The sequence below is a fragment of the Janibacter cremeus genome, assembly GCF_029395675.1.
GTDB lineage: Bacteria > Actinomycetota > Actinomycetes > Actinomycetales > Dermatophilaceae > Janibacter > Janibacter cremeus_A.
The window spans coordinates 3,331,469-3,355,080 of the sequence record NZ_CP115184.1 but is presented as its reverse complement, the minus strand read 5'-3'; the positions used below and the strand labels follow the sequence as shown (position 1 = coordinate 3,355,080).

The 23,612-nt window shown below is 70.5% G+C and carries 18 protein-coding genes; 9 read left to right on the top strand and 9 right to left on the bottom strand.

What is annotated here, in order from left to right; translation table 11 throughout:
* Positions 1 to 46 precede the first annotated feature (46 nt).
* Genes O9K63_RS16080 through O9K63_RS16065 form a run of 4 tightly spaced genes read left to right on the top strand, consistent with a single transcriptional unit; the run spans position 47 to position 6,210 of the window.
* Positions 47 to 2,653, top strand: coding sequence for a non-ribosomal peptide synthetase (locus tag O9K63_RS16080; RefSeq protein WP_277239507.1), 2,607 nt, complete (start codon positions 47 to 49; stop codon positions 2,651 to 2,653).
* The gene (locus O9K63_RS16075; protein WP_277239505.1) at positions 2,635 to 3,657 is read left to right on the top strand and encodes an extracellular solute-binding protein; all 1,023 of its coding nucleotides are present in this window, start codon (positions 2,635 to 2,637) and stop codon (positions 3,655 to 3,657) included. Before O9K63_RS16080 ends, O9K63_RS16075 begins: the two co-directional genes overlap by 19 nt.
* Positions 3,641 to 5,170 carry an ABC transporter permease gene (locus O9K63_RS16070; protein WP_277239503.1) on the top strand — a complete coding sequence of 510 codons (1,530 nt, stop codon included), beginning with the start codon at positions 3,641 to 3,643 and terminating at the stop codon, positions 5,168 to 5,170. Before O9K63_RS16075 ends, O9K63_RS16070 begins: the two co-directional genes overlap by 17 nt.
* Positions 5,167 to 6,210, top strand: coding sequence for an ABC transporter ATP-binding protein (locus O9K63_RS16065; protein ID WP_277239501.1), 1,044 nt, complete (start codon positions 5,167 to 5,169; stop codon positions 6,208 to 6,210). Before O9K63_RS16070 ends, O9K63_RS16065 begins: the two co-directional genes overlap by 4 nt.
* Before the next feature lie 42 nt (positions 6,211 to 6,252).
* On the opposite strand, the gene O9K63_RS16060 is transcribed toward O9K63_RS16065, so the two are convergent.
* From O9K63_RS16060 to typA, 5 genes are read right to left on the bottom strand one after another with little or no spacing between them, the layout of a single operon-like run.
* The gene (locus O9K63_RS16060) at positions 6,253 to 7,980 is read right to left on the bottom strand and encodes a VanW family protein (protein ID WP_277239499.1); all 1,728 of its coding nucleotides are present in this window, start codon (positions 7,978 to 7,980) and stop codon (positions 6,253 to 6,255) included.
* A 4-nt stretch (positions 7,981 to 7,984) separates the two neighbouring features.
* On the bottom strand, positions 7,985 to 8,473 hold the full coding sequence (locus O9K63_RS16055; RefSeq protein ID WP_277239496.1) for a flavin reductase family protein: 489 nt from the start codon (positions 8,471 to 8,473) through the stop codon (positions 7,985 to 7,987).
* Positions 8,470 to 9,342 carry an N-acetyl-1-D-myo-inositol-2-amino-2-deoxy-alpha-D-glucopyranoside deacetylase gene (gene mshB / locus O9K63_RS16050; protein WP_277239494.1) on the bottom strand — a complete coding sequence of 291 codons (873 nt, stop codon included), beginning with the start codon at positions 9,340 to 9,342 and terminating at the stop codon, positions 8,470 to 8,472. Before mshB ends, O9K63_RS16055 begins: the two co-directional genes overlap by 4 nt.
* Positions 9,339 to 11,102, bottom strand: a complete 1,764-nt coding sequence (locus tag O9K63_RS16045; RefSeq protein WP_277239492.1) for an ABC transporter substrate-binding protein — start codon at positions 11,100 to 11,102, stop codon at positions 9,339 to 9,341. The genes mshB and O9K63_RS16045 overlap by 4 nt, the downstream gene beginning before the upstream one ends.
* A 14-nt stretch (positions 11,103 to 11,116) precedes the next feature.
* A complete protein-coding gene (gene typA, locus O9K63_RS16040; protein ID WP_277239490.1) occupies positions 11,117 to 13,012 on the bottom strand; it encodes a translational GTPase TypA in 1,896 nt (631 codons plus the stop codon).
* A gap of 264 nt (positions 13,013 to 13,276) precedes the next feature.
* Between typA and O9K63_RS16035 the strand changes: the two genes are divergently transcribed.
* From O9K63_RS16035 to O9K63_RS16015, 5 genes are all read left to right on the top strand, one after another.
* Positions 13,277 to 14,935, top strand: a complete 1,659-nt coding sequence (locus tag O9K63_RS16035; RefSeq protein ID WP_277239489.1) for an ABC transporter substrate-binding protein — start codon at positions 13,277 to 13,279, stop codon at positions 14,933 to 14,935.
* Positions 14,936 to 15,043: 108 nt separating this feature from the next.
* A complete protein-coding gene (locus O9K63_RS16030) occupies positions 15,044 to 16,048 on the top strand; it encodes an ABC transporter permease (protein WP_277239487.1) in 1,005 nt (334 codons plus the stop codon).
* Positions 16,048 to 17,052: an ABC transporter permease gene (locus tag O9K63_RS16025; protein WP_277239485.1), complete on the top strand. Its 1,005-nt coding sequence runs from the start codon at positions 16,048 to 16,050 to the stop codon at positions 17,050 to 17,052. Before O9K63_RS16030 ends, O9K63_RS16025 begins: the two co-directional genes overlap by 1 nt.
* 5 nt (positions 17,053 to 17,057) lie before the next feature.
* The gene (locus O9K63_RS16020) at positions 17,058 to 18,092 is read left to right on the top strand and encodes an ABC transporter ATP-binding protein (protein WP_277239484.1); all 1,035 of its coding nucleotides are present in this window, start codon (positions 17,058 to 17,060) and stop codon (positions 18,090 to 18,092) included.
* On the top strand, positions 18,089 to 19,249 hold the full coding sequence (locus O9K63_RS16015; protein ID WP_277239481.1) for an ABC transporter ATP-binding protein: 1,161 nt from the start codon (positions 18,089 to 18,091) through the stop codon (positions 19,247 to 19,249). Before O9K63_RS16020 ends, O9K63_RS16015 begins: the two co-directional genes overlap by 4 nt.
* A gap of 57 nt (positions 19,250 to 19,306) precedes the next feature.
* Here the strand turns inward: O9K63_RS16015 and O9K63_RS16010 are convergent, their stop codons facing one another.
* From O9K63_RS16010 to O9K63_RS15995, 4 genes are all read right to left on the bottom strand, one after another.
* Positions 19,307 to 20,089 (bottom strand): endonuclease domain-containing protein, encoded by a 783-nt coding sequence (locus O9K63_RS16010; protein WP_277239480.1) that lies wholly within the window; start codon positions 20,087 to 20,089, stop codon positions 19,307 to 19,309.
* 315 nt (positions 20,090 to 20,404) lie between these two features.
* Complete coding sequence (locus O9K63_RS16005) at positions 20,405 to 21,250, bottom strand: IS5 family transposase (protein WP_277242318.1); 846 nt, start codon at positions 21,248 to 21,250, stop codon at positions 20,405 to 20,407.
* A 199-nt stretch (positions 21,251 to 21,449) separates the two neighbouring features.
* Entirely contained in the window at positions 21,450 to 22,607 is a 1,158-nt protein-coding gene (locus O9K63_RS16000) for an ABC transporter ATP-binding protein (RefSeq protein WP_277239478.1), read from the bottom strand.
* Entirely contained in the window at positions 22,600 to 23,601 is a 1,002-nt protein-coding gene (locus O9K63_RS15995; RefSeq protein ID WP_277239477.1) for an ABC transporter ATP-binding protein, read from the bottom strand. Before O9K63_RS15995 ends, O9K63_RS16000 begins: the two co-directional genes overlap by 8 nt.
* Positions 23,602 to 23,612: the final 11 nt, after the last annotated feature.

Genomic DNA, 23,612 nt, shown 5'->3' with positions numbered 1-23,612 from the left:
GGGCGCGGTACTGTTTCGCCGTCAGAACCAAGGATAGGCAAACCTCATGTCACTGCTCGCGGAGCTGCACGAGATGCCGGTCCCGGCTCCCGCGAGCGGCAGCCGGTGGGCGGTACCGTTCCTGCACCCCACCTGCACGTCGACGGCGCTGATCACGCGCGAGCGCACGCTCGCCCACGACGAGCTGGCCGTGCGGGTCGCCGCCGTGGTCGAGCGACTGCCGGACGTGGCCACCGGCCGTCGCCTGGTCCACCTGCCACTGACCGAGCACCTCGACGACGTCGTCGGGTACCTCGCCGTCCTCGCAGCCGGCCACGTCGCGCTGGTGACCGGCCCGCAGGCCACGTCCGTCACGGACCGGTTCGCCCCCGACGTGCGCCTCGCCGGCGCCGACGTCGAGGTGATCTCCCCCGACGCCCAGCACCTCCTCCACCCGGACCTGGCGCTGCTGCTGTCCACCTCGGGCAGCACCGGGAGCCCCAAGCTCGTGCGCCTGACCCACGACAACCTCGCGGCCAACGCCGACGGCATCGCGACCGCCCTCGAGCTGGACGCCGACGACCGGGCGATCACCTCCCTTCCCCTGCACTACTGCTACGGCCTGTCGGTGCTGCACAGCGTCCTGCTCGTCGGCGGCAGCGTCGTGGTCACCGACCACTCGGTCACGGACGACCGCTTCTGGCGGCTGCAGGCCGAGCACCGCGCCACCCTCTTCGCCGGGGTCCCGCACACCTTCGACCTCGTCGGCTCCCGGCTGCGCGGCAACCTGCCGGGCCTACGGCTGGTCACCCAGGCGGGCGGTGCGATGGCCCCCGAGCGCGTGACCGAGATCGCCGAGACCGGGCGGGCGAAGGGGTGGCAGCTGGCCGTCATGTACGGGCAGACGGAGGCGACCGCGCGGATGGCGGTCCTCCCCGGCCGCGACGTCCTCGCCCACCCCGACTCCGTCGGGGCGCCGATCGCGAACTCCTCCTTCCGGCTCGACCACGACGTGCCCGGCGGGTCCGACGAGGTCGGCGAGCTCGTCTTCACCGGCCCCGGGGTGATGCTCGGCTACGCCGAGCACGCCGACGAGCTCGCGCTCGGCCGGATGGTCACCGAGCTGCGCACCGGCGACCTGGGGCGGATCGGCGACGACGGGCTGGTGCGCATCGTCGGCCGGCGTGACCAGGTCGCGAAGGTTATGGGCCTGCGCATCGACCTCGGGCGGGTCTCCGAGGCGATCACGGCGGCCGGCCACGACGTCGTCGTCACCTCCGACGCCCAGCGGCTCCTCGTCACGCTCGTGGCGGACCCCGCCGGTCCCGGCACGCGGGAGAGCGCACGAGAGGTGCGCGCCCTCGCCGCGGAGGCCTCGGGCCTGCCCCCCGGCTCCGTCGTCGTCGCCCCGATCGCCGGGCTGCCGCGGCTGGCCAACGGCAAGACCGACCGGGCCGGCTGCCGTCGTCACGCCCTCGACCACGCCGAGCGGGCGGACGACGCGGCCGACGCTGCCGACGGCGACCGTCTGGGCGCCACCGTCGGCGTCGTCGCCTCCGCCCTCGGCCGCGACGACATCGACGCGGGCCGCTCCTTCACCGAGCTCGGCGGTGACTCCTACAGTCTCGTGCAGACATCGGTCCGGCTCGAGAAGGTCCTCGGGCCCCTCCCCTCAGACTGGCACCGGGTGCCGCTGACCGAGCTCGTCCGCACCACCAGCGGACGGACCGGTGCCATCAGCTGGCTGGAGACCCCCGTGGTGCTGCGCGCCGCCGCGGTGCTGGCCATCTGCGCCTCGCACATCGGGCTGGTCAGCTGGCCGGGTGGGGCCCACACCCTCCTCGTCGTCGCCGGCTGGGCCATGGCCCGCTTCACCCTCGTCTCCTCCGACCCGGCGGAGCACCGCCGGCGGGGGATCCGCGCCGTCGTCGCGCTCGTCGTGCCATCCGTGCTCGTCGCCCTCGCGGTGCGCCTGGCCGGAGGAGGCTACGACTGGGCCAACGTCTTCCTCGTCAACTGGCTCGTCGGCACCGTCGTCAGCGACGGCCCACGGGTGCAGCTGTGGTTCATCGAGGCGCTGCTCGCGTGCATCGTGCTCGTCCTGGCCCTGATGGCGGTGCCCGCGACCAGGCGCGCCTACCTGCGCTCCCCGTGGGCCTGGAGCATGGGGCTCGCCGGGCTCGCGCTCGTCCCGCGCTACCTCCTCATCCCCGACCCCACCGGGTCGATCAGCGGCCTTCCCGGCAGCGTCCTGTGGCTCTTCGCCGTCGGCATGGCGCTCGGGGTGGCCACGACCCGACGGCAGCACCTGGCCGCACTCGCCCTCACCGCGGTCGGCATGGTCGGCTTCTTCTTCGACCCCACGCGCGGGGCCACCGTGCTCGCCGCGGTCGTCGTCCTCGCCCTCGTCCCGCGGATCCCGCTGCCACGGCTGCTGGCCCCGCTCACCGGCCTGCTCGCCACCGCGTCGCTGCACATCTACCTCGTGCAGTTCCGGATCTACCCGTACATCGACAACGGCCTCATCGCGCTCGTGCTGAGCCTGGCGGCCGGCGTCGCGGCCTGGGCCCTGCTGCACCCCCCGACGCGCGCCCTGACCGAGCTCATCGCCCCCACCACTCCCCGTCACCGACACCGACACCCCGAGGACACCCCATGCGTCGTCGCACCCTGATCACCACCGCCCTGACCTCGTCGGTCCTGGCACTGTCCGCGTGCGGGGGTGCCGGCGAGAGCTACTCGCCCGACCCGGACGCGCTGCAGATCTACTCCAGCCAGCACGACAACCTCACCCAGGCCTGGGCGGAGGGCTTCGAGGAGCAGAGCGGCATCGCGACCCAGATCCGCCCCGGCGAGGACGCCTCGATGGGGCACATGATCGTCGAGGAGGGCGCCGAGTCCCCCGCCGACGTCTTCCTCACCGAGAACAGCCCGGCGATGACCCTCGTCGAGCAGAACGACCTGCTCGCCCCCGTCGACGACTCGACGCTGGAGCTCGTCCCGAAGGACCGCCGCCCCTCCAGCGGCAACTGGACCAGCGTCGCGGCACGCTCGACCGTCCTCGTCTACAACCCGGACGAGATCGCCGAGTCGGAGCTGCCCGAGTCGCTGATGGACCTGCAGAAGCCCGAGTACCAGGGCATGTGGGGTGCCGGCGCCACCCAGGCCGACTTCCAGGCCATCGTCGCCGGCATGCTCGCCGACCAGGGCGAGGAGAAGACCGCCGCGTGGCTCGAGGGCCTGCAGGAGAACGCGGAGATCTACAAGCACAACGTCGCCACGATGAACGCGGTCAACGCCGGTGAGGTGCCGATGGGCGTCATCTACCACTACTACTGGTACCGCGACCAGGCCGAGACCCAGGAGGGCTCGGGCAACACCAAGCTGCACTACTTCAGGAACGGCGACCCCGGCGCGTTCGTCAGCCTCTCCGCCGCAGGCGTGCTCAAGAACGCCGAGCACCCGAAGAAGGCGCAGGAGTTCCTCGCCTACATCCTCTCGGACGAGGGCCAGAAGGTCCTCGAGACCAGCGGCTCCAAGGAGTACTCCGTCGCCAAGGGCGCGACCTCCGACCCCGACCTGCCGACACTGGAGTCCCTCGAGGCCCCGGCCATCGACCCGGTCGACCTCGACTCGGAGAAGGTCACGCAGATGATGACGGATGCCGGCATCCTCTAAGCAGCTCGTGACGGCCGCGGCGATCCTCGTCGCGGCCGTCACGCTGCTCCCGATCGCGGTCGTCGCCGCGGATGGGATGGCCGCCTCTCCCCGCGCGGTCCTGGACTACCTGCTGCGACCCCACATCGGCGAGCTGCTGGGCAACACGGTCGTGCTCGTGCTCGTCACCGTGCCCGCATGCCTCGTCCTGGGCGTGGGCGCCGCCTGGCTCGTCGAGCGCACCGACCTGGCCTTCGCCGGGGTGTGGCGGGTGGCGCTCGGTGCTCCGCTCGCGGTCCCGGCCTTCGTCGCCAGCTATGCGTGGATCTCCATCTGGCCGGGTCTCGACGGCCTCGGCGGTGCTGCGCTGGTGACGACCGCCGCGTACTTCCCCTTCGTCTACCTCCCCGTCGCCGCTATCCTGCGCGACCTGGACGCCTCGCCGGTGGAGGACGCCCGCGCCCTGGGGGCCACCCCCTTCGCCGCCTGGTGGCGCACGGTCCTGCCCCGGCTGCGCCCGGCCGCGAGCGGCGGCGCGCTCCTGGTCGCGCTGCACCTGCTCGCGGAGTTCGGCGTGCTCGAGATGATGCGCTACCAGACCTTCACGACCGCGATCCTCGTGCAGTACGAGGTCAGCTTCAACAGCCACCGGGGCAGCCTGCTCGCCCTCGTCCTCACCCTCCTCTGCCTCACCGTGCTCACCTTCGAGCACCTCCTGCGCGGTACCGCCCGCACCTCCCGGGTCGGCCGGGGTGTGCACCGTCGCGCCGACCCCGTTCGCCTCGGCCGGTGGTCCCCGATCGCCACCACCGCCCTCGGGCTCGTGGTGGTCATCGCCCTCGTCGTCCCGGTGACCACCGTCGGCCGGTGGCTGCTCGCCCACCTCACGACGCCCGACACCGATGCCTTCCCCCGACCCTCGCTGCTGCTGACCACCGGCTCGTCGGTCTCGCTCGCCCTCGCCGCGGCCGCGCTCGCGACCGCCATGGCCTTCCCCGGAGCGTGGCTGCTGAGCCGCCGCCGCACCGGGTGGACGATGCTGCTCGAGCGCGCCACGTACGTCGCCAGCTCCCTGCCCGGCGCCGTCATCGGCCTGGCGATGATCACCCTCACCGTCAGCTACCTGCCGGGCATCTACCAGAGCCCCTTCATCCTCGTGCTCGGTTACACGATCCTCTTCATTCCCCGCGCGATGATCTCCCTGCGCGCCGGGCTGGCCGCGGCGCCGCCGGAGCTGGGCGAGGCGGCCCGCTCCCTGGGCACCGGACCCGTGGGCGCCTTCCGTCGCGTCGTGCTGCCGCTGATGCTGCCGTCGGTGCTCACCGGTGCGGCCCTGGTCGCCATCGCGGCCGCCACCGAGCTGACCGCCACCCTGCTCCTCGCCCCGACGGGGACCTCGACGCTTGCCACCGCCTTCTGGGCCGCCAGCGACGAGTTCGACTACGTGGGTGCGGCCCCCTATGCGGCGATGATGATCCTGTTGTCCGCACCCCTGACCGTCCTGATGCTCCGACAGAGTGGGATCGAGCAATGAGTACAGTCCAGATCGACGGCGTCCGCGTCGGGTACGGCGGCGTGCCCGTCCTGCAGGACATCGACCTCACCGTGCCGAGCGGCACCACGACAGCCGTCCTCGGTGCCTCCGGTGGGGGCAAGACCACCCTGCTGCGGGTCATCACCGGCTTCCTCGCACCCGAGGCGGGCACCGTCCGCGTCGGCGAGCAGCTCGTGGCCGGCAGCGGCCGCGCGGTGCCCCCGGAGCGGCGCGGGGTCGGCTACGTGCGCCAGGACGGCGGCCTCTTCCCGCACCTGGACGTCGGCGGCAACATCACCTTCGGCATGCCCCGGGCGTCCCGCCGCCGGCGCGAGCGCGTCGGCGAGCTGCTCGAGCTCGTGGGCCTTCCCGGCGACATCTCGACCAAGCGCCCGGACCAGCTCTCCGGGGGCCAGCAGCAGCGCGTGGCACTCGCGCGGGCGCTGGCGCTCTCCCCCCGCGTCGTCCTGCTCGACGAGCCCTTCTCCTCCCTCGACACGGCGCTGCGCGCCAGCACCAGGGAGGCAGTGGCCCGGGCGCTCGCGGAGGCCGGGGCCACGACGATCCTCGTCACGCACGACCAGCAGGAGGCGCTCTCCTTCGCCGACCAGGTCGCGATCATGCGCGACGGCCGCTTCAGCCAGGTCGGCACGCCCCGGGAGATCTACGAGTCCCCCGTGGACATCCGGGAGGCCGCCTTCCTCGGTGACGTCGTGCGCCTGCCGGGCCGACCCGCGGACGGCGGGATCAGCTGCGCCCTCGGTGTGGTGCACACCCCGGCGGGGGCCACCCCCTTCGCCTCCTCGGCGGTCGTCGACGTCGTCGTCCGCCCGGAGGACCTCACCCTCACCGATGCCCCGGCCTGCGCCCACGGCACCGTGCTGGACACGCGCTACCACGGTGCCCACGCGCTCGTGCGGGTCGCGCTCGTCGACGGCACCGAGGTCACCGTCCGGGTCACCGGGCGACGCACGCCCGAGGTCGGTGAGGTCGTGCCGGTCCACGTCGACGGACCGGTGCTGGCCTACGAGTACTCCTGAGACCACCGCGCCCCCCGGCGGGCACACCCGTCGAGGGGTCCGTCAGCCCGTGCAGACGATGTGGTCGGCGGCGTCGTAGACGGTCGTGAAGGACGAGGACTTCACGGTGCTGCCGTTCTGGATGAACGACCGGGTGATGTCGACGGTGAAGCCGGGGTTGGGCGACTGCGGCACGCACTTGTCGCTGTCGTCGGTGATCCGCTCCGGCTCGACGATGTTGCGCCGCGGGCTCTTGTCGGACCTGATCTCGTCGTACGCCTTGCGGCCGGAGAAGCTCACGGTGACCTCGTTGCCGCTGACCGAGGCGTTGATGAGGATGCCGGCGCCGGTGTCGTTGGTGAACCGGTTGTCGAGGTTCGGCCAGGAGATCGTCGCCTCGCGGCCCTCGGGGTAGCGCGAGATGTAGAAGGAGTGCGGGTGGAACTCCTCGATCCTCGCCCCGGAGAAGAAGACGGCGTTGAACAGCGTCGTCGACAGCTGGGAGATGCCGCCGCCGTAGTCCTTGGCCAGCCGGCCGTTGTAGATGACGCCGGCCTGCTTGTAGCCCTTGGCCGCGGTGCGCTCGCCCAGGCGCTGATTGAGGGAGAAGGTCTCCCCCGGCGCGACGTACGCGCCGTCGAGGGTGCGCGCGGCCAGCCTGATGTTGGCCGTGCGGACCGGGTTGTCCGGCAGGTACGTCGTGAAGCTGGAGATGGTCTCCTTCGGCAGGGTGCTCCTGGCCTTCTGCGTGGTCAGCTCCGGCTGCGTCGTCGTCGCCGACGCCGTGGCGACCCGCTCGTCGCCCTTCTTGTCCATCGCCTCGACGACCTCGGCTCCCAGGCCCTTGGTCTCCAGCGTCAAACCGGTGCGTGAGGGCGAGACGTCGAAGCCCGAGCCGGACCGCGTGACCACGGCGTCCCTGGCGTCCGGGAACTTCCCGGAGTCGCTCGCGGCGGTGGCGGCGGCCTCACCCGCCTTGGCCTCGTCGACCTTCGTGGCGAGCGCGCCCTCCTCCTTGGTCACCGAGACGGCGGTGGCCAGCTGCTCGGGGGTGACCTCGAAGGAGACGTTCCCACCGTCCGGTCGGGAGGCCTTCACCGTCACCGGGCCCGCGACGAGCGGCCTGAGCTCGTCCTCGACGAAGGCGTCGATCTCCTCCGGCAGCAGCTCCGGCTCGGGCCGGGTGATCGGCGCCTCGTACTGGTGCTGGTCCGGCCAGCCCTCGGCGATGGCCGCGGTCAGCTCGTCGCGCTGCACGGTCAGACCGAGCTTCGACTTCTTGGTCTGCACCGTCGCACCCTCGAGCGCCACGCTGCCCTCGACGGGCTCGGTGTCCATGCCCTTCGTCGCCTCGTCGACGGCGGCGGAGAGCTGCTCCTCGTCGATGTCGACCTCGACGTCGCGGTGGATGTCGCCCGTGGCCTGCGCCCACAGGTCCACCGGGTTGAGGCTGAAGCCGGTCAGGCCCTCGAGGGAGGCCTCGTAGTCATGGGCCAGCCCGGCGTCGGCGGGGTCGATGGTCCGCTCCTTGCCGTCGACCATGATGACGACCGGCTCGGCCGCCTCGTCCGCAAGACCCTCGCGAAGCGCCGTGCGGGCCTGGGCCTGGGTCATGCCGCTGACGGAGACGTCCCCGACCGTGGTGTCACCGGGCACGCGGTCACCGAAGTACACCGCCGCCGCGACGTAGAGCGCCGCGAGGACGAGGATCACGAAGCCGACGGCGGCCCAGAGGCGCCGGCCACCCCGGCCGTGCTCATGCCCGTCCGTGCGGGTCTCGTCGTGGGTCATGCGGTCACCTCGTGCTCGTGTAGCGGCTGCGGTAGTAGATCAGGGGGTCGTCCCGGCGGGCATCGGCACGACTGGCCACGACCTCGCCGACGACGATCGTGTGGTCGCCCGCCACGTGCCTGGAGTAGGTCCGGCACTCGAGCGTGGCCAGCGCGTCGTCGACGAGCGCCACCCCGAGCTCCCCCCTGTGGTGCGGGATCTGCGACAGCTGACCATACAACGGCCGACCGCCGGTGCTGAGCCAGCTCGCCGCCGGGCGCCCGGACTCGGGCAGCAGGGAGGCCCCCCAGACACCCGATGAGTCCACGGCCTCGAGCCAGCCGGAGTCGTTGCGGACCGAGACGAGGACGAGCGGTGGCTCGAGGGAGACCGACGTGATGGAGTTGGCGGTCATCGCGTGGTCGTGGCCGTCCTCGAGCGTCGTCACGATCGCGATCCCGGTGGCGAAGTGCCCCATCGCGAAGCGCAGGCTCGTGTCCTCCAGGCCGCTCATCGCTGCACCAACGGCCCGCGCGGCCCGCCGCCGCCCGCCAGGGGCTGCCCCGTGCCGGGGTCCAGGCGGGCATAGCCCTCCCGGCCCGACAGGAGGGCAGCGATGTCGTTGGAGAGGGCGAAGGTCCGCTCGGGCCCGAGCGTGACCTGCGTGCGGTGGTGCCGCAGCGCGGCCATCTGCCGGTCGACGGCGTCGGGGTCGACGACGGCGTGCGTGACCACCTCGTCGTCGACGACCGACGGGGGGAATGCCCCCGTCGGCAGGCTCCAGCCGAGGTCGTCCAGACCGGGCACGGTGGCCAGGACCTGCCGGTCCTCCTCCGCCCACGACCGCGGGGTGAACGTCCCGAAGAGGTCGGGCCGACTCCCTTCGGGCAGGGCCGCGACCGCCCACCGGGTCACCTCGTGGGTGCGGATGTGGTCGGGATGGTCGTAGCCGCCGTGGGCGTCGTAGGTGACGACGACGTCGGGCGCGATGTCGGTGAGCACCTCGGAGACGGCATCGACCGCCACCCCGTCGTCCGCGCGCACCCAGGCGCGCGGGTGCTCCGCACCGGCGGTGCCGGCCATGCCGGAGTCGCGCCAGCGGGACGTCCGCCCGCTCGTCAGCTCCTCGCCGAGCACGCGGTGACGGGCGCCGATCGCGGCCATCGCGGCCCGCAGCTCGTCGCGTCGGTACTCGCCGAGGGTGTCCTCGTGGTCGGCGTCGAGGTGGGCCAGCTCGGGCGGGATGACCTCGCCCTGTTCCCCGAGGGTGCAGGTGAGCACGTGCACCTCGTCACCCGCGGCGACGTGGTGGGCGATCGCGACCCCGGTGGCCAGCGACTCGTCGTCCGGGTGCGCGTGGACGAACAGCAGGCGGGCGCTCACCTCGTCACCCCGATCAGTCCCAGCTCAGGGATCCCGCCGTAGACGGGGTTCGCGACGAAGGAGGTGACCTCCGACCCGGCGACGTGCGTCAGTCGGCTCTGGCTCAGCGGCAGGTAGGCCACGTCCTCGAGCAGCTCGGTGTCGATCGTCGCCCACTCCTCGGCACGGTCGGCGTCGTCTCGGGTGCCGGTCGCCTCGTCCATGGCCTCGTTGACGTCCTTGTCGGCGTACTGACCGTGGTCACGACCGACCGACTTCTTCGACAGGTTCACCCGGTCGTCGAAGAGCGGGGGCAGCACGGTCGCCGCCGACGGGTGGTCCGGTCCCCAGTTGGCCCAGACGAGGTCGTGGTCCTCGACGCTCGCGCGGGAGGAGATCGTCGTGAAGTACTCCTCCTCGTCGACCGGCTCCAGCGTGACGTCGAAGCCCGCGGCCCTCCAGCCCGGCAGGAGCTTCTCGAGCGCGGCAGCCAGGTCCTCGGTGTCCCGGTGGACCAGGGTCAGCTCGATCGGGGTGTCGACGTCGGCCTTGGCGACCAGCTTCTTCGCCGCCTCGGTGCTGCCCTGGGGTCCGTGGTCGAGGACGGTCTCGTGTGCCGAGGGGAGAGCGGTCCCCAGGAGGGACCACGTCGCCCTGCCGGTACCCATGCTCGCAGCGTAGGCCTCGCGGTCGGTCGCCGCGGCGAGGGCCCGGCGGACGTCGCGCGAGCGCAGGGCCTTGCTCTCGGCGTTGACAGCCAGGTAGTCGACGAGCTGGCCGTCGGTGTCCACGGTCTGGACCAGCGGCCCCGCCTCGCTGATCGCCTCGTCGAGGGCCGGGGGCATCGGGTCGAGGGCGAGGGTGCGCCCGCCGTCCTTCCCCTCGATGATCGTGCGCAGCGCCTCCTTGGGCGCCACGCCCTCCTTGTGCTCGATCGAGGTGGGCCCCGGTCGGCGAAGGGGGTCCGACTTGGGTTTCCACTCGGGGTTGCGCACCCAGGTGCCGCCCTTGGACGGGGTCCACCCGTCCTCCAGCTCGTACGGCCCGGAGGAGTACGCGCGGTAGGTCGCCCCCTTCTCCGGCAGGTCCGCCTTGACCGGGGCGAACTCGGGGAGGGAGACGATCTCGTCGAAGTTGCCGACCGGCTGCGAGAGGTGGAAGACGACGGTCGAGGGGTCGGTGCACTCCACGGCCTCGTCGATCAGCTTCCTCGCCTTCTTCGACCGCCCCTCCTTGCCGGTGGGCCCGGGGTAGGTGGAGGTCCCGTCGGACTCCTTGGGGATGTCGAGGTAGGTCAGGGCGTAGCCGCTGGAGGAGACCTCGGGGTCGAAGGAACGGGCCACCCCGTGGCGCACGTCCTCGCAGGTGATCGTCGAGCCGTCCTGCCAGGTGCCCCCCGGGCGCAGCGAGAAGGTCCACGTGGTGGCGTCCTTGCTGGGTTCGCCGGTGCCCTCCGCGAGGTCGCCGACCAGGGTGCGCTGCCCGGACAGGGCGGAGTCGGGCTGGTAGGCGGTGAGCGTACGCATCCACGTGCGCGAGGCGAAGCCGGCCGTGCGACGGTCGGTGATCCGCTGGGGGTCCCACGCCTGGACCGGCCCTGCTGCGAGGACGGTGAGCCGGTCGTCGGGCCCGGCGACGCTCCCGGAGGCCGTGGACGTGTCGGAGTCGCTGCCGCTGGTGGTGTCGGCGAGGTCGTCCACGAGGTCGCTGGAACATCCCACCGCTCCCGCCAGGGCGAGCGAGGTGAGGACAGCGAGGGTGCCACGCGCGGAGCGCCTCATCGGCGCCGACCTCCTCAGGAGTTGCGGGCCCGGGCAGCGCTGCGGGCGCGCAACGTGTGATCGAGCTCGACCTTGCGGATGCGCACGGCGTCCGGGGTGACCTCGACGCACTCGTCCTCGCGGCAGAACTCCAGCGACTGCTCCAGGCTGAGGCGACGGGCAGGGACGACCTTCTCGAAGTTGTCCGCCGACGACGCACGCACGTTCGTCAGCTTCTTCTCCTTCGTGATGTTGACGTCCATGTCGTCGGCGCGGGAGTTCTCGCCGACGATCATGCCCTCGTAGACCTCGGTGCCCGGCTCGGTGAAGAGCGTGCCGCGCTCCTGGAGGTTGACCATCGCGTAGGAGGTGACGGGGCCGGACCGGTCGGCGACGAGGGATCCGGAGACGCGCGTGGTGATGGTGCCGAACCACGGCTCGTAGTCCTCGAAGACGTGGTGGGCGATGCCGGTGCCGCGGGTCTCGGTGAGGAACTCCGTGCGGAAGCCGATGAGGCCACGCGAGGGCACGAGGAACTCCATGCGGATCCAGCCGGTGCCGTGGTTGGTCATCTGCTCCATGCGGCCCTTGCGGGCGGCGAGGATCTGGGTGATCGCGCCGAGGTACTCCTCGGGGGTGTCGATGGTCAGGCGCTCGACCGGCTCATGAACCTTGCCGTCGACCTCGCGGGTGACCACCTGCGGCTTGCCGATGGTCAGCTCGAAGCCCTCGCGCCGCATCTGCTCGACGAGGATCGCCAGCGCGAGCTCGCCGCGGCCCTGGACCTCCCAGGTATCGGGGCGCTCGGTGGGCAGGACGCGCAGCGACACGTTGCCGACGAGCTCCTTGTCCAGCCGGTCCTTGACCATGCGCGCGGTGACCTTGGTGCCCTTCGTCGGTCCACGACCGACGAGCGGGGAGGTGTTGGTGCCGAGGGTCATCGAGATGGCCGGCTCGTCGACGGTGATGACCGGCAGCGGGATCGGGTTCTCGGCGTCAGCGATGGTGTCGCCGATCATGATCTCGGGGATGCCGGCGATGGCGATGATGTCGCCCGGGCGGGCGGTGCCGGTCTCCATCGGCACCCGCTCCAGGCCCTCGGTGATGAGCAGCTCGGTGATCTTGACCTTCTGCTGGGTGCCGTCGTGGCGGCACCAGGTCACCTGCTGGCCCTTGCGCAGCTCGCCGTTGAAGACGCGCAGCAGCGCGAGGCGACCGAGGAAGTTGCTCGAGTCGAGGTTGGTCACGTGCGCCTGGAGGGGGGCGTCGTCCTCGAAGGACGGGGCCGGAATGGTCTCCATGATCGTTCGGAACAGCGGCTCCAGGTCGCCGTTGTCGGGCAACGTGCCGTCGTCCGGTCGCGTCATGCTGGCCGCGCCGGCCTTGCCCGAGGTGTAGACGATCGGGAACTCGATCTGGTCCTCGTCGGCGTCGAGGTCCATGAACAGCTCGTAGGCCTCGTCGACGACGTCGGCGATCCGGCTGTCGGGACGGTCGACCTTGTTGATCGCCAGGATGACCGGCAGCTTCGCTGCGAGAGCCTTGCGCAGGACGAAGCGGGTCTGCGGCAGCGGCCCCTCGGAGGCGTCGACGAGCAGGACGACCCCGTCGACCATGGACAGACCGCGCTCGACCTCGCCACCGAAGTCGGCGTGGCCGGGGGTGTCGATGATGTTGATCGTCGCGCCGTCGGGGGCCCCGTGGGCGGCCGCGGAGGGACCGTTGTAGTGGATCGCCGTGTTCTTGGCGAGGATGGTGATGCCCTTCTCCCGCTCCAGGTCGCCACTGTCCATGGCCCGCTCGTCGACGTGGTCGTGCTCGCCGAAGGCTCCCCCCTGCCAGAGCATCTTGTCGACGAGGGTGGTCTTGCCGTGGTCGACGTGGGCGACGATGGCGACATTGCGGATGTCGCGGCGGAAAGTCAGGGGCATGGGTGGGATTCTCTCAGGACGCGCACCCATGCCCAAATGGACGTCGGTCGCCACCCGCTGGACCGACCCGACAGGTGAGGGTTTTCCCCCTTCGTCGCGGCCCCCTCCGCACAAGCGGTATCACTCCGGTAAAGGTGATCGGCTTACCGCGCAGCAGTCGACCATTGCCGCTAGATTGCCGGGTCAACCCGTGTGTGCATCACGTCACACCGGGGGTTCTCCGGGCAGTCCTGTCCGGGGCCGGCACGACAAGCGAGGAACCACATGTCGATGAGGAAATCAGCTCCGCTGGCCGCGGCCGCCGCGGTGGCCCTGGTCCTGAGTGCCTGCGCCGAGAGCGAGCGCGACGGCTCCGGTGGCGGGGGCGGAGAGGGCGGCAGCACCTTCACCTTCGGCGCCGCGGGCGCCCCCGAGGTGTTCGACCCCTTCTACGCCACCGACGGCGAGACCTTCCGCATCACCCGCCAGATCTTCGAGGGCCTCGTCGAGGTCAAGCCCGGCAGCGCCGAGCTCGGTCCTGGCCTGGCCACCGAGTGGGAGCCCAGCGAGGACGGCAAGGACTGGACCTTCACCCTGCGCGAAGGGGTGCAGTTCAGTGACGGTGAGCCGCTGAACGCCGAGGCCGTGTGCGCCAACTTCGAGCGGATGGCCAACCAGAACGAGGCCGCCCAGTCCGGCCCGGCCGAGTACTGGGCCTACAGCACGGGCGGCTTCGGCAAGGACTCCCTCTACGACGGCTGCAAGGTCGAGGACGAGCAGACCGTCGTCATCTCGGTCAAGCGCGCCACCTCGAAGTTCCCCGCGCTGCTCTCCCTCTCCTCCTTCGCGATGCAGTCGCCCAAGGCCCTCGAGGAGGGCAACGCGAACAACGTCAAGACGCAGGGCCAGGGCTTCGTCTACCCCGAGAACTCGAAGAACCCCGTCGGCAGCGGTCCGTACCTCTTCGAGGAGTACGACGAGGCCAACAAGACCGTGACCATCGTCCGCAACGACGACTACTGGGGCGAGAAGGCGAAGACCGAGAAGATCGTCTTCAAGATCATCCCCGACGAGTCGACCCGTCGCCAGGAGCTCGAGGCCGGCAGCATCGACGGTTACGACCTGCCCAACCCCGTGGACTGGAAGGGTCTGGAGGAGGCCGGCAACAAGGTCGAGATCCGCGACCCCTTCAACATCCTCTACATGGGCCTGAACCCGGAGTCGAACCCGAAGCTGAAGGACGTCAAGGTCCGGCAGGCGATCAACTACGCGATCGACCGGGAGAGCCTCGTCAGCTCCCAGCTGCCCGAGGGTGCGAGCGCGGCCTCGCAGTTCATGCCCGAGGCGGTCAAGGGGTACAACAAGGACCTCGAGCCCTACCCGCACGACGTGGACAAGGCCAAGCAGCTGCTGAAGGAGGCCGGCGCGGAGAACCTCACCCTGCAGTTCGCCTACCCGAGCCAGGTCTCGCGGCCGTACATGCCCAACCCGCAGAAGATCCACGAGGCCATCGCGAACAACCTCGAGGCGGCCGGCATCACGGTCAAGGCGACGACGAAGCCGTGGAACGGCGGGTACCTCGACAACGTCGACGCCGGTCAGTACGACGCGTGGCTGCTCGGCTGGACGGGTGACTACGACTCGGCCGACAACTTCGTCGGCACCTTCTTCGGCAACGCGTCGGCCAACGACTTCGGCACCGTCGAGGCCGGATACGGCGAGCAGCTCGCCAAGGAGCTGGCCGAGGCCGACGGCACGGTCGACGAGGAGGAGCGCGCCACCAAGTACGAGGAGCTGAACAAGAAGATCGCCGAGGAGTACGTCCCCGGCGCTCCGATCTCGCACTCCCCGCCGGCCATCGTGGTCAGCGAGGACGTCGAGGGGCTCGTCACGAGCCCGCTCACGGCCGAGCACTTCGACACCGTCACCGTCGGCGGCGAGTGAGCGGCGCCTGCTAGACACGCCCTCCACCCATCACCGGCGGTTCGGGGCCGTCGTGACCGATCGCGGTCATGACGGCCCCGAGCCCCGCCGACAGCGAGGTCACTCCCTGTGCTGAAGTTCATCGTCCGACGGCTGATGCAGCTCGTGCTCGTCGTCTTCGTCCTGTCGATCCTGCTCTTCGCCTGGCTGCGCGCCCTGCCCGGCGGAGTCGTCTCCGCGATGCTCGGCGAGCGCGCCACACCGAAGTCGCGTGCGGCACTGACCGAGGCGCTCGGACTCAACGAGCCCATCCCGGTGCAGTACCTGAACTTCCTCGAGCGGGCCGTCCAGGGTGACTTCGGCGTCTCCACGGGGGTCCAGACCGGCAGGCCGGCGCTGGACATCTTCCTCGAACGCTTCCCCGCGACGATCGAGCTGAGCGTCGTCGCGCTCGTGCTCGCGATCTCCCTCGCCATCCCCCTGGGCTACCTCTCGGCCCGACGCAGCGGCGGCATCATCGACAACGCCTCGATCCTCGGGTCGCTCGTCGGGGTGGCCGTCCCCGTCTTCTTCCTCGCCTTCCTGCTGAAGTACTGGTTCGCCGTGGAGCTCGGGTGGTTGCCCGTCTCCGGCCGGCAGAGCATCGGCAACGCGACCTCGGTGACCGGCTTCTTCGTCCTCGACGGGATCCTCACCCGGGAGTGGGACGCCGCCTGGGATTCCCTCAAGCACCTCATCCTTCCCGGGATCGCCCTGGCCTCCATCCCCTTCGCGATGATCTTCCGGATCACCCGGGCGTCGGTCCTGGACGTCCTGGACGAGGACTTCGTCCGCACCGCGCAGGCGAAGGGGTTGAGTCACCGCGTCGTGCGCGGCCGCCACGTCATGCGCAATGCCCTCCTGCCGGTGGTCACCGCAGTCGGTCTGCAGATGGGGCTGCTGCTCTCCGGGGCGGTGCTCACCGAGACCGTCTTCAACTTCGGTGGCGTCGGCAGTGCCCTCGAGGAGGCCTTCCGTGAGCGGGACTACCCCGTGCTGCAGGTCATCGTGCTCGTGGCCGCCATCGCCTACGTCCTGGTGAACCTGCTCGTGGACATCCTCTACGCGCTCATCGACCCCCGAGTGAGGCCCTGATGACTTCCTCCGACAACGGTCCCCGGCGGGGCCCCGGCGCGCGACGCAAGCAACGCATCGACGCGCTCGCCGGCAGCGCCATGGCCACGGCCCCGGCGACGGTCGACGAGGCGGGCGCCATCGACGAGGGCGACGGCGTCTCCCTCATCGCCTCGGCGTGGCGCCGGCTGCGCCGCAACCCGATCTTCCTGCTCGGCCTGGGCATCACCGTGGTGTTCGTCGTCCTCGCGATCATCTCGCCCCTGCTGGCCCCGCACGACCCGGCCAAGTGGATCCTCGCGGACCAGATCAGCCAGCAGACCAATCCCGTCCCGGACCCGCAGCCGGGCCACCCGCTCGGAGGCGACCCGAAGGGACGCGACCTGCTCTCGCGGCTGCTCATCGGCAGCCGCCAGACGCTGATGGTCGGCGTTTTGGCCACCCTGGGCGGGCTCACCGGCGGCGTCCTCCTCGGCACCATCGCCGGCGCCTTCGGCGGGTGGGTCGACTCGGTGGTCATGCGGATCGTCGACGTGATGCTCTCGATCCCCTCGCTGCTGCTCGCGATGTCCATCGCCGTCGTCGCCGCCGAGCCCAGCCAGTGGACGGTGATCATCGCCGTCGGCGCCGTCCAGGTCCCGATCTTCGCCCGCCTGCTGCGCGGCTCCATGCTCGCCGAGCGCAGCAAGGACCACGTCCTGGCGGCCCGGGCGCTGGGTGTCCGCCGTCGGGCGATCGTGCTGCGGCACATGCTGCCCAACTCGCTGGGCCCGGTGATCGTGCAGTCGACGCTCGTGCTCGCGACCGCGATCATCGATGCGGCCGCCCTGTCGTTCCTCGGCCTCGGCAACCCCGACGACTCCCAGCCCGAGTGGGGCCAGATGCTCGGACAGGCACAGCAGTACATCTACGACAACCCCCACCTGGCGTTCTACCCGGCGGCGTGCATCATCGTCGTCGCACTCGGCTTCACCCTCATGGGTGAGTCGCTGCGCGAGGCACTCGACCCCAAGAGCCGACGGTGACCACCATGACGACGACCCACTCCCACGAGCCCCTGCTGTCCGTCCGCGACCTCACGGTCTCCTTCGGGCGCCGGAACCAGGAATCCTTCGCCGCCGTCGACGGGCTGAGCTTCGACGTGCGACCGGGCCAGACCGTCGGTCTCGTCGGCGAGTCGGGCTGCGGCAAGTCGGTCACCTCCCTGGCGATCATGGGCCTGCTCCCCCCGCACGGCAACGAGGTCACCGGCACGGTGTCCTACGACGGCCAGGACCTGCTCGCGATGCCGGAGAAGGAGCTGCGGGCGAAGCGGGGCCGGGAGATCAGCATGATCTTCCAGGACCCCCTGTCCTCGCTGAACCCCGTCGTGCCGATCGGTCGTCAGGTCAGCGAGGTCCTCGAGCGGCACCGTGGCCTGTCGCGCCGGGCTGCCAAGCCGCGCGCCCGCGACATGCTCGAGAAGGTCGGCATCCCCGACCCGGACCGGCGTCTCACCGACTACCCGCACCAGCTGTCCGGTGGCATGCGGCAACGCGCCCTCATCGCGATGGCGCTCGCCTGCGAGCCACGCCTGCTCATCGCCGACGAGCCGACGACGGCGCTCGACGTGACGATCCAGGCGCAGATCCTGGCGCTGCTGCGTGACCTCGTCGAGGACACCGGGACGGCGCTGATCATGATCACCCACGACCTCGGGGTCGTCGCCGGCCTGTGCGACGAGATCAACGTCCTCTACGGCGGGCGCCTCGTCGAGCGCGCCGAGCGCCATGCGCTCTTCGCCGAGCCCCGCCACCCGTACACCGGGGGGTTGCTCTCCAGCGTCCCCAGCCTCGACGGCGACCGGGGTGCACGCCTCAACCCCGTCCCGGGGTCGGTCGCGGACAACCTGCCGTGGACCAGCGCGTGCGCCTTCGCCCCCCGGTGCGCCAATGCGATCGACCGCTGCGTGGAAGTCACTCCCGACCTCGCGGTCACCGACGACCACCGGGCGCTGCGCTGCTTCAACCCGCTGGCCGGCACCCCTTCGCCCGCCGAGGGCGCCACGACCGAGGAGGTCCGATGAGCACCGACGCCACGACGAGGACCGCCGGTCCCGACCACGAGGACGGCGACGTGCTCGTCGACGTGCACGGCCTCAAGGTCCACTTCCCCATCACGAAGGGGGTGATCTTCGACCGCGTCGTAGGGCACGTCTACGCCGTCGACGGCGTGGACCTGCAGATCCGACGGGGTGAGACCTACGGCCTCGTCGGCGAGTCCGGCTGCGGCAAGTCGACCCTGGGGCGGGCGATCCTGCACCTCGAGCCGGCGACCGCGGGCACCGTCACCTTCGACGGGGAGGCGATCAGCACCCTCAAGGGCGAAGAGCTGCGGCGTCGGCGGCGGGACCTGCAGATGATCTTCCAGGACCCGATGGGCAGCCTGGACCCACGACAGAGCGTCGAGGCGCTGCTGGTCGAGGGGATGCGGGCCCACGGCATCGTCAAGGACGCCAAGGACGCCGGCCCCCGCCTGCGTCAGCTTCTGAAGGACGTGGGCCTGCCCACGGCCGCCCTGAAGAAGTACCCGCACGAGTTCTCCGGCGGTCAGCGCCAGCGCGTCGGCATCGCGCGGGCACTGAGCGTCGAGCCGGAGCTGATCGTGGCCGACGAGCCGGTCTCGGCCCTGGACGTCTCCGTGCAGGCACAGGTGATCAACCTGATGTCCGACCTGCAGGAGCGCTACGGGCTGACCTACCTCGTGATCGCCCACGACCTCGCCGTCGTCCGCCACATCTCCGACCGGGTCGGGGTGATGTACCTCGGCGGGATCGTCGAGGAGGCCGACGCCGACGACCTCTACACCACTCCCCTGCACCCCTACACCCGTGCGCTGCTGTCCGCCATCCCGGTGCCGGACCCGGTCGTCGAGGACTCCCGTGAGCAGATCCTGCTCACCGGTGACCTCCCGTCACCGGCCAACCCTCCGTCGGGGTGCCGATTCCACACCCGGTGCCCGTGGCGCCAGGAGTCGCGGTGCGACACCGAGCGGCCGCAGCTGCGGATCGTCGACATCGACGGTGCGGGCAGCGGGCACAAGGTCGCCTGCCACTGGGCCGAGGACATCGCCGCCGGCCGCATCCAACCGCACGAGGTCGTCCCCGAGGCCGACGAGACGGGCGCCGATCTCGCCGCGAGGCAGGAGGCGGACCGGCTGGCCGAGGAGCTCCCCTTCGCCTGACTCCCCTCTTCCCGGCCCTCCCCCTTCGCAACTGCTTAGGCTCTTGCAAGTGGTGGGTCAGGCAGCCGGCACCCTGGACGCCTCGGCGACGGCCGCGGCCAGGAGGCTGTGGATCTTCGCCTCCTCCGTGAGGTCCTCCCACGTGCCCCGAACGACCACCCAGCCTTCGGCGCGCAGATCAGCCTCACGCGCGAGCTGCTCCTCCATGACTTCGGGGCCGGTGTACTTGATCGCGCCGTCGAACTCAATCGCGACCTTGTACTCCCGCAGGGCGAAGTCGAGGCGATACCGACGACCTCGTGCCACCACCTTGACCTGCGGATCGAAGGCCCACGGGCAGCTGCGCAACACGTCGGCGGTGAGGGTTTCTCCCGGCGACTCGTGTCGCGGGTCGATGTGCGCGAGGGCATCTCTGGCCCGACCCACGCCCCTGAAACCGCGCATGGCCTCGAGGTCCTGGTCGATCTGCCCTTGAGTACACAGGCCGTGCCGCACCGCGTGGTCGGCGGCCACCAGGGCTCCGAGCGGGTTGTTGTTCAGCGCAGCGCCGACGATGGCGCTCGCAGGATCCGCCACCCGAACCGGACGGTGTGCGATGGGGTCGATGACCTCGTTGACGGCCTGTCGCCTCGTGGGTGCTCGACTGACCCGGACGCCGCGGCGCACGCGCCCGTGGGTGGCATTGACCTTGCTGATCTCGACGACGGTGAGGTCCGTGCGCGCCAACGGCATCCCGTGGAGCAGGATCGCGGAGTGCCGGCACGCGGCGAAGTCCTCGCCGTGCAGCTGCAGGGTGGCAACCGTGCGCAGGATGTGCTTCTCCTCGTCCGTGGCGCCCACTCGAGTGGAGTACCATCCCCGCTCGACCCTCCAGAGTTGGCCCCGTCGGACCAAGATCGCAAGATCGTGCGCGGACACGCCCATGGACCGGGCTCGCCCGAAGTCGAAGAGGGGCAGGTCGCCCAGGTCCGCCGGGTCGATTCGCAGTGTTGGTTGCACACGGCAAGGGTGCCGAAATGTGCGCCGGCCCCCGGCAGAGTTTTCCACAGGCAACGAACGTGACCAGTGCGACGAACTCTTGCTACGCAGCTGCTTAGGCTCTTGCGAGATCTACGCCCACCCCCTGCGCAACTGCTTAGAGGTCCCGCCAGTAGGTCATGGTCGCTTGTCCGGTCGTTTGTCCCAGCGGTGGGTGGTCCAGGCTTGGCGCAGGAGTCGGCGGACGATGATCGCGGCGTTGGCCAGGGCGATGAATGCGGTGATGACGTGGGTGCGGCGTTCGGTGCAGATGGCCAGCTTCTTGAAGCCGCGGTTGTGCCAGGAGTTGGTGCGCTCAACGACCCAGCGGGCGCCGGCCTGCAGGGGGAAGCCCTTGGCGCTGATCACGGGCGTGCAGCCCAGTTCCTCCAGCAGCTCTCGGGTGATGGCGCTGTCGTAGCCGGCGTCCAGGTGCACCGTGATCTGCTCGGGCAGCCCGACCCCGAAGCGGATCTCGAACCTGCCCAGCTGTTCCAGCGTGGGCCGCAGGAAGGGTGAGTCGTTGCGGTTGGCCGGGGCGACCATGCAGCCGATCGGGATCCCGGCCCCATCGGTCATCACCGACCGCTTGGTGCCTTGTTTGCCGCGGTCTACCGGGGATCTTCCTGCGGCGTGGCCACCGCAGGGAGCTTTGACGATGCACCCGTCGACGGTGATGTCTGCCAGGTCCAGGCCCACGATCCGGTCGTAGGCTTCCAAACAGATCTGCTCCAGCCGCTGAAAGAGCCCGGCGTGGATCCACGCATCGCGACGTCGGCGGATCGTCGTGGCCGAACAGGCCGAGTCCGCGATCCGTTCGTAGGCAGCACCCAGCACGAGGCTCTGCACGAGCTTGTCGAAGACGACCCGGTCATCGATACGGGGGTTGTGACATCCCAGCGGGTGGGTGTCGACGTGGTCGGGGATCAGCGCGGCGAACTGGTCCCACAGGGGTTCGATGACAGAAGATGGCAGGGCAGGCACAAGCACCTCGGAACGGAAGACGGCGTTAGACACCTCTTCCTGTACCGGTGCTTGTGCCTGCCCTACGTCACCGACACGCGCCCGCCGGCCAGCCACCTACTGGCGCAACCTCTTAGGCTCTTGCGAGAACCCGACACCAACGCAGAGCGCCCCCACCCGATCGCTCGGTGGGGGCGCCGTCGTGCGGGCGGAGGGAGGGTCAGTGGCCCGAGCCGGCGTCCGAGGTCTCGACGTGTGCCTGCCCCGTGGGGGCGCCGACCTGTCCCTCGGTCAGGACGTCGCTCGTGTCCACGTCTCCCTGCCCGGCGAAGAGGCTCCGCTGGTCCTTGCCGGTGAGGTCCTCGGTCTCGACGATGACCTTCGGCTCGGCGAAGTGACACCGGGAGTCGTGCTCGCCGACGCCGTCCGGGCGCGGGATGAGCTCCGGCGGCGGCTCGACCTTGCAGATGTCCTGCGCCTTCCAGCAGCGGGTGTGGAAACGGCACCCGGCCGGAGGATTGGCCGGCGAGGGGACGTCGCCCTGCAGCACGATCTGGTCGCGCTTGCCCCGCAACGTGGGGTCGGGCACGGGCACCGCGGACAGCAGCGCCTGCGTGTACGGGTGCGTCGGCCGGGAGTAGATGTCGTCCTCGTCCCCGATCTCGACCATCTTGCCGAGGTACATCACGGCGACCCGGTCGGAGATGTGCCGCACGACCGACAGGTCGTGGGCGATGAAGACGTAGGACAGGCCCAGCTCGTCCTGCAGCTTCTCCATCAGGTTGATCACCTGCGCCTGGACGGACACGTCCAGGGCCGAGACCGGCTCGTCGCAGATCAGGACCTTGGGATTCAGCGCGATGCCGCGGGCGATGCCGATGCGCTGGCGCTGACCGCCGGAGAACTGGTGCGGGTAGCGGTTGATGTGCTCGGGGTTGAGACCGACGAGCTCGAGGAGCTCCTGCACGCGTGCACGCCGCTTGTCCTTCGGGACGACGTCGGTGTGGATCTCGAAGGGCTCAGCGACGATCTCGCCCACCGTACGGCGCGGGTTGAGGGAGGTGTACGGGTCCTGGAAGACGATCTGGATGTCCCGCCGCAGGCGCCGCATCTCCGCCCCCGACTGCTTGAACATGTCGGTGCCGTCGAACTCGATCGAGCCCTCGGTCGGCTCCTCCAGCCGCATCAGCAACCGACCCAGCGTGGACTTGCCACAGCCGGACTCGCCCACGACACCGAGCGTCTCGCCTCGTCGCAGCTCGAAGTCGACTCCGTCGACTGCGCGGACGTGACCGACCGTGCGGCGCAGGACGCCGCCCTTGATCGGGTAGTGCTTCTTCAGGCCCGTGGCCTTGAGGATGACGTCATGATCAGGCATTCAGCACCTCCTGGCTGAAGTGGCACGCCGACTGGCGGCGCGGGCCCACGTCGAGCAGCTCGGGACGGTCGACCCGGCAGATGTCCTGGGCCATGACGCAGCGCGGGTGGAAGGCGCAGCCCGGTGGGATCCGGGTGAGGTTCGGCGGCAGGCCGCCGATCGCCGACAGCTGCTGACCCTTCTGGTCCAGTCGGGGGATCGACTCCAGCAGACCCTTGGTGTAGGGGTGGGCCGGCTGGGCGTAGATGTCCTCGACCTCGGCCCGCTCGACGATGCGTCCGGCGTACATGACCGCAATCCGGTCGGCGACGTCGGCGACGACGCCGAGGTCGTGGGTGATGAGGATCATGCCCATGTTGTGCTCGTGCTGCAGGTCCTGGAGCAGCTCCATGATCTGCGCCTGGACGGTCACGTCCAGGGCGGTGGTCGGCTCGTCGGCGATGAGCACCTTCGGGTCCAGGGCGATCGCCATGGCGATCATGATCCGCTGGCGCATCCCACCGGAGAACTGGTGCGGGTAGGCCTTGACGCGATCCTTGGCGCCGGGGATGTTGACCCGCTCCATCAGGCGCACGGCTTGGTCATAGGCGTCGGAGCGGTTCATGCCGCGGTGCTGGCGGAACATCTCGCCGATCTGCCAGCCCACCGGGAAGACCGGGTTGAGCGAGCTCAGGGCGTCCTGGAAGATCATCGAGACATCGGGTCCCCGCCCCTTCCGTCGCTTCTCGTCCTCCATGGTCAGCAGGTCCTCACCCTTGTAGAGGATGCGGCCCTTGGTGATGCGCGCCGGGGGGATGTCGAGGATGCCCATGATCGCCTGGGCGGTCACGGACTTGCCGGAGCCGGACTCGCCGAGGATCGCCAGGGTCTCCCCCTCGTCGAGGGAGAAGTCCACGCCGTTGATCGCCTGGGCCACGCCTTCGTCGGTGTGGAACTCGACGTGCAGGTCGTCGACCTCGAGCAGGCGCTCGCCGGTCGTCGTCGGGGTACTCATGTGGTCACTCA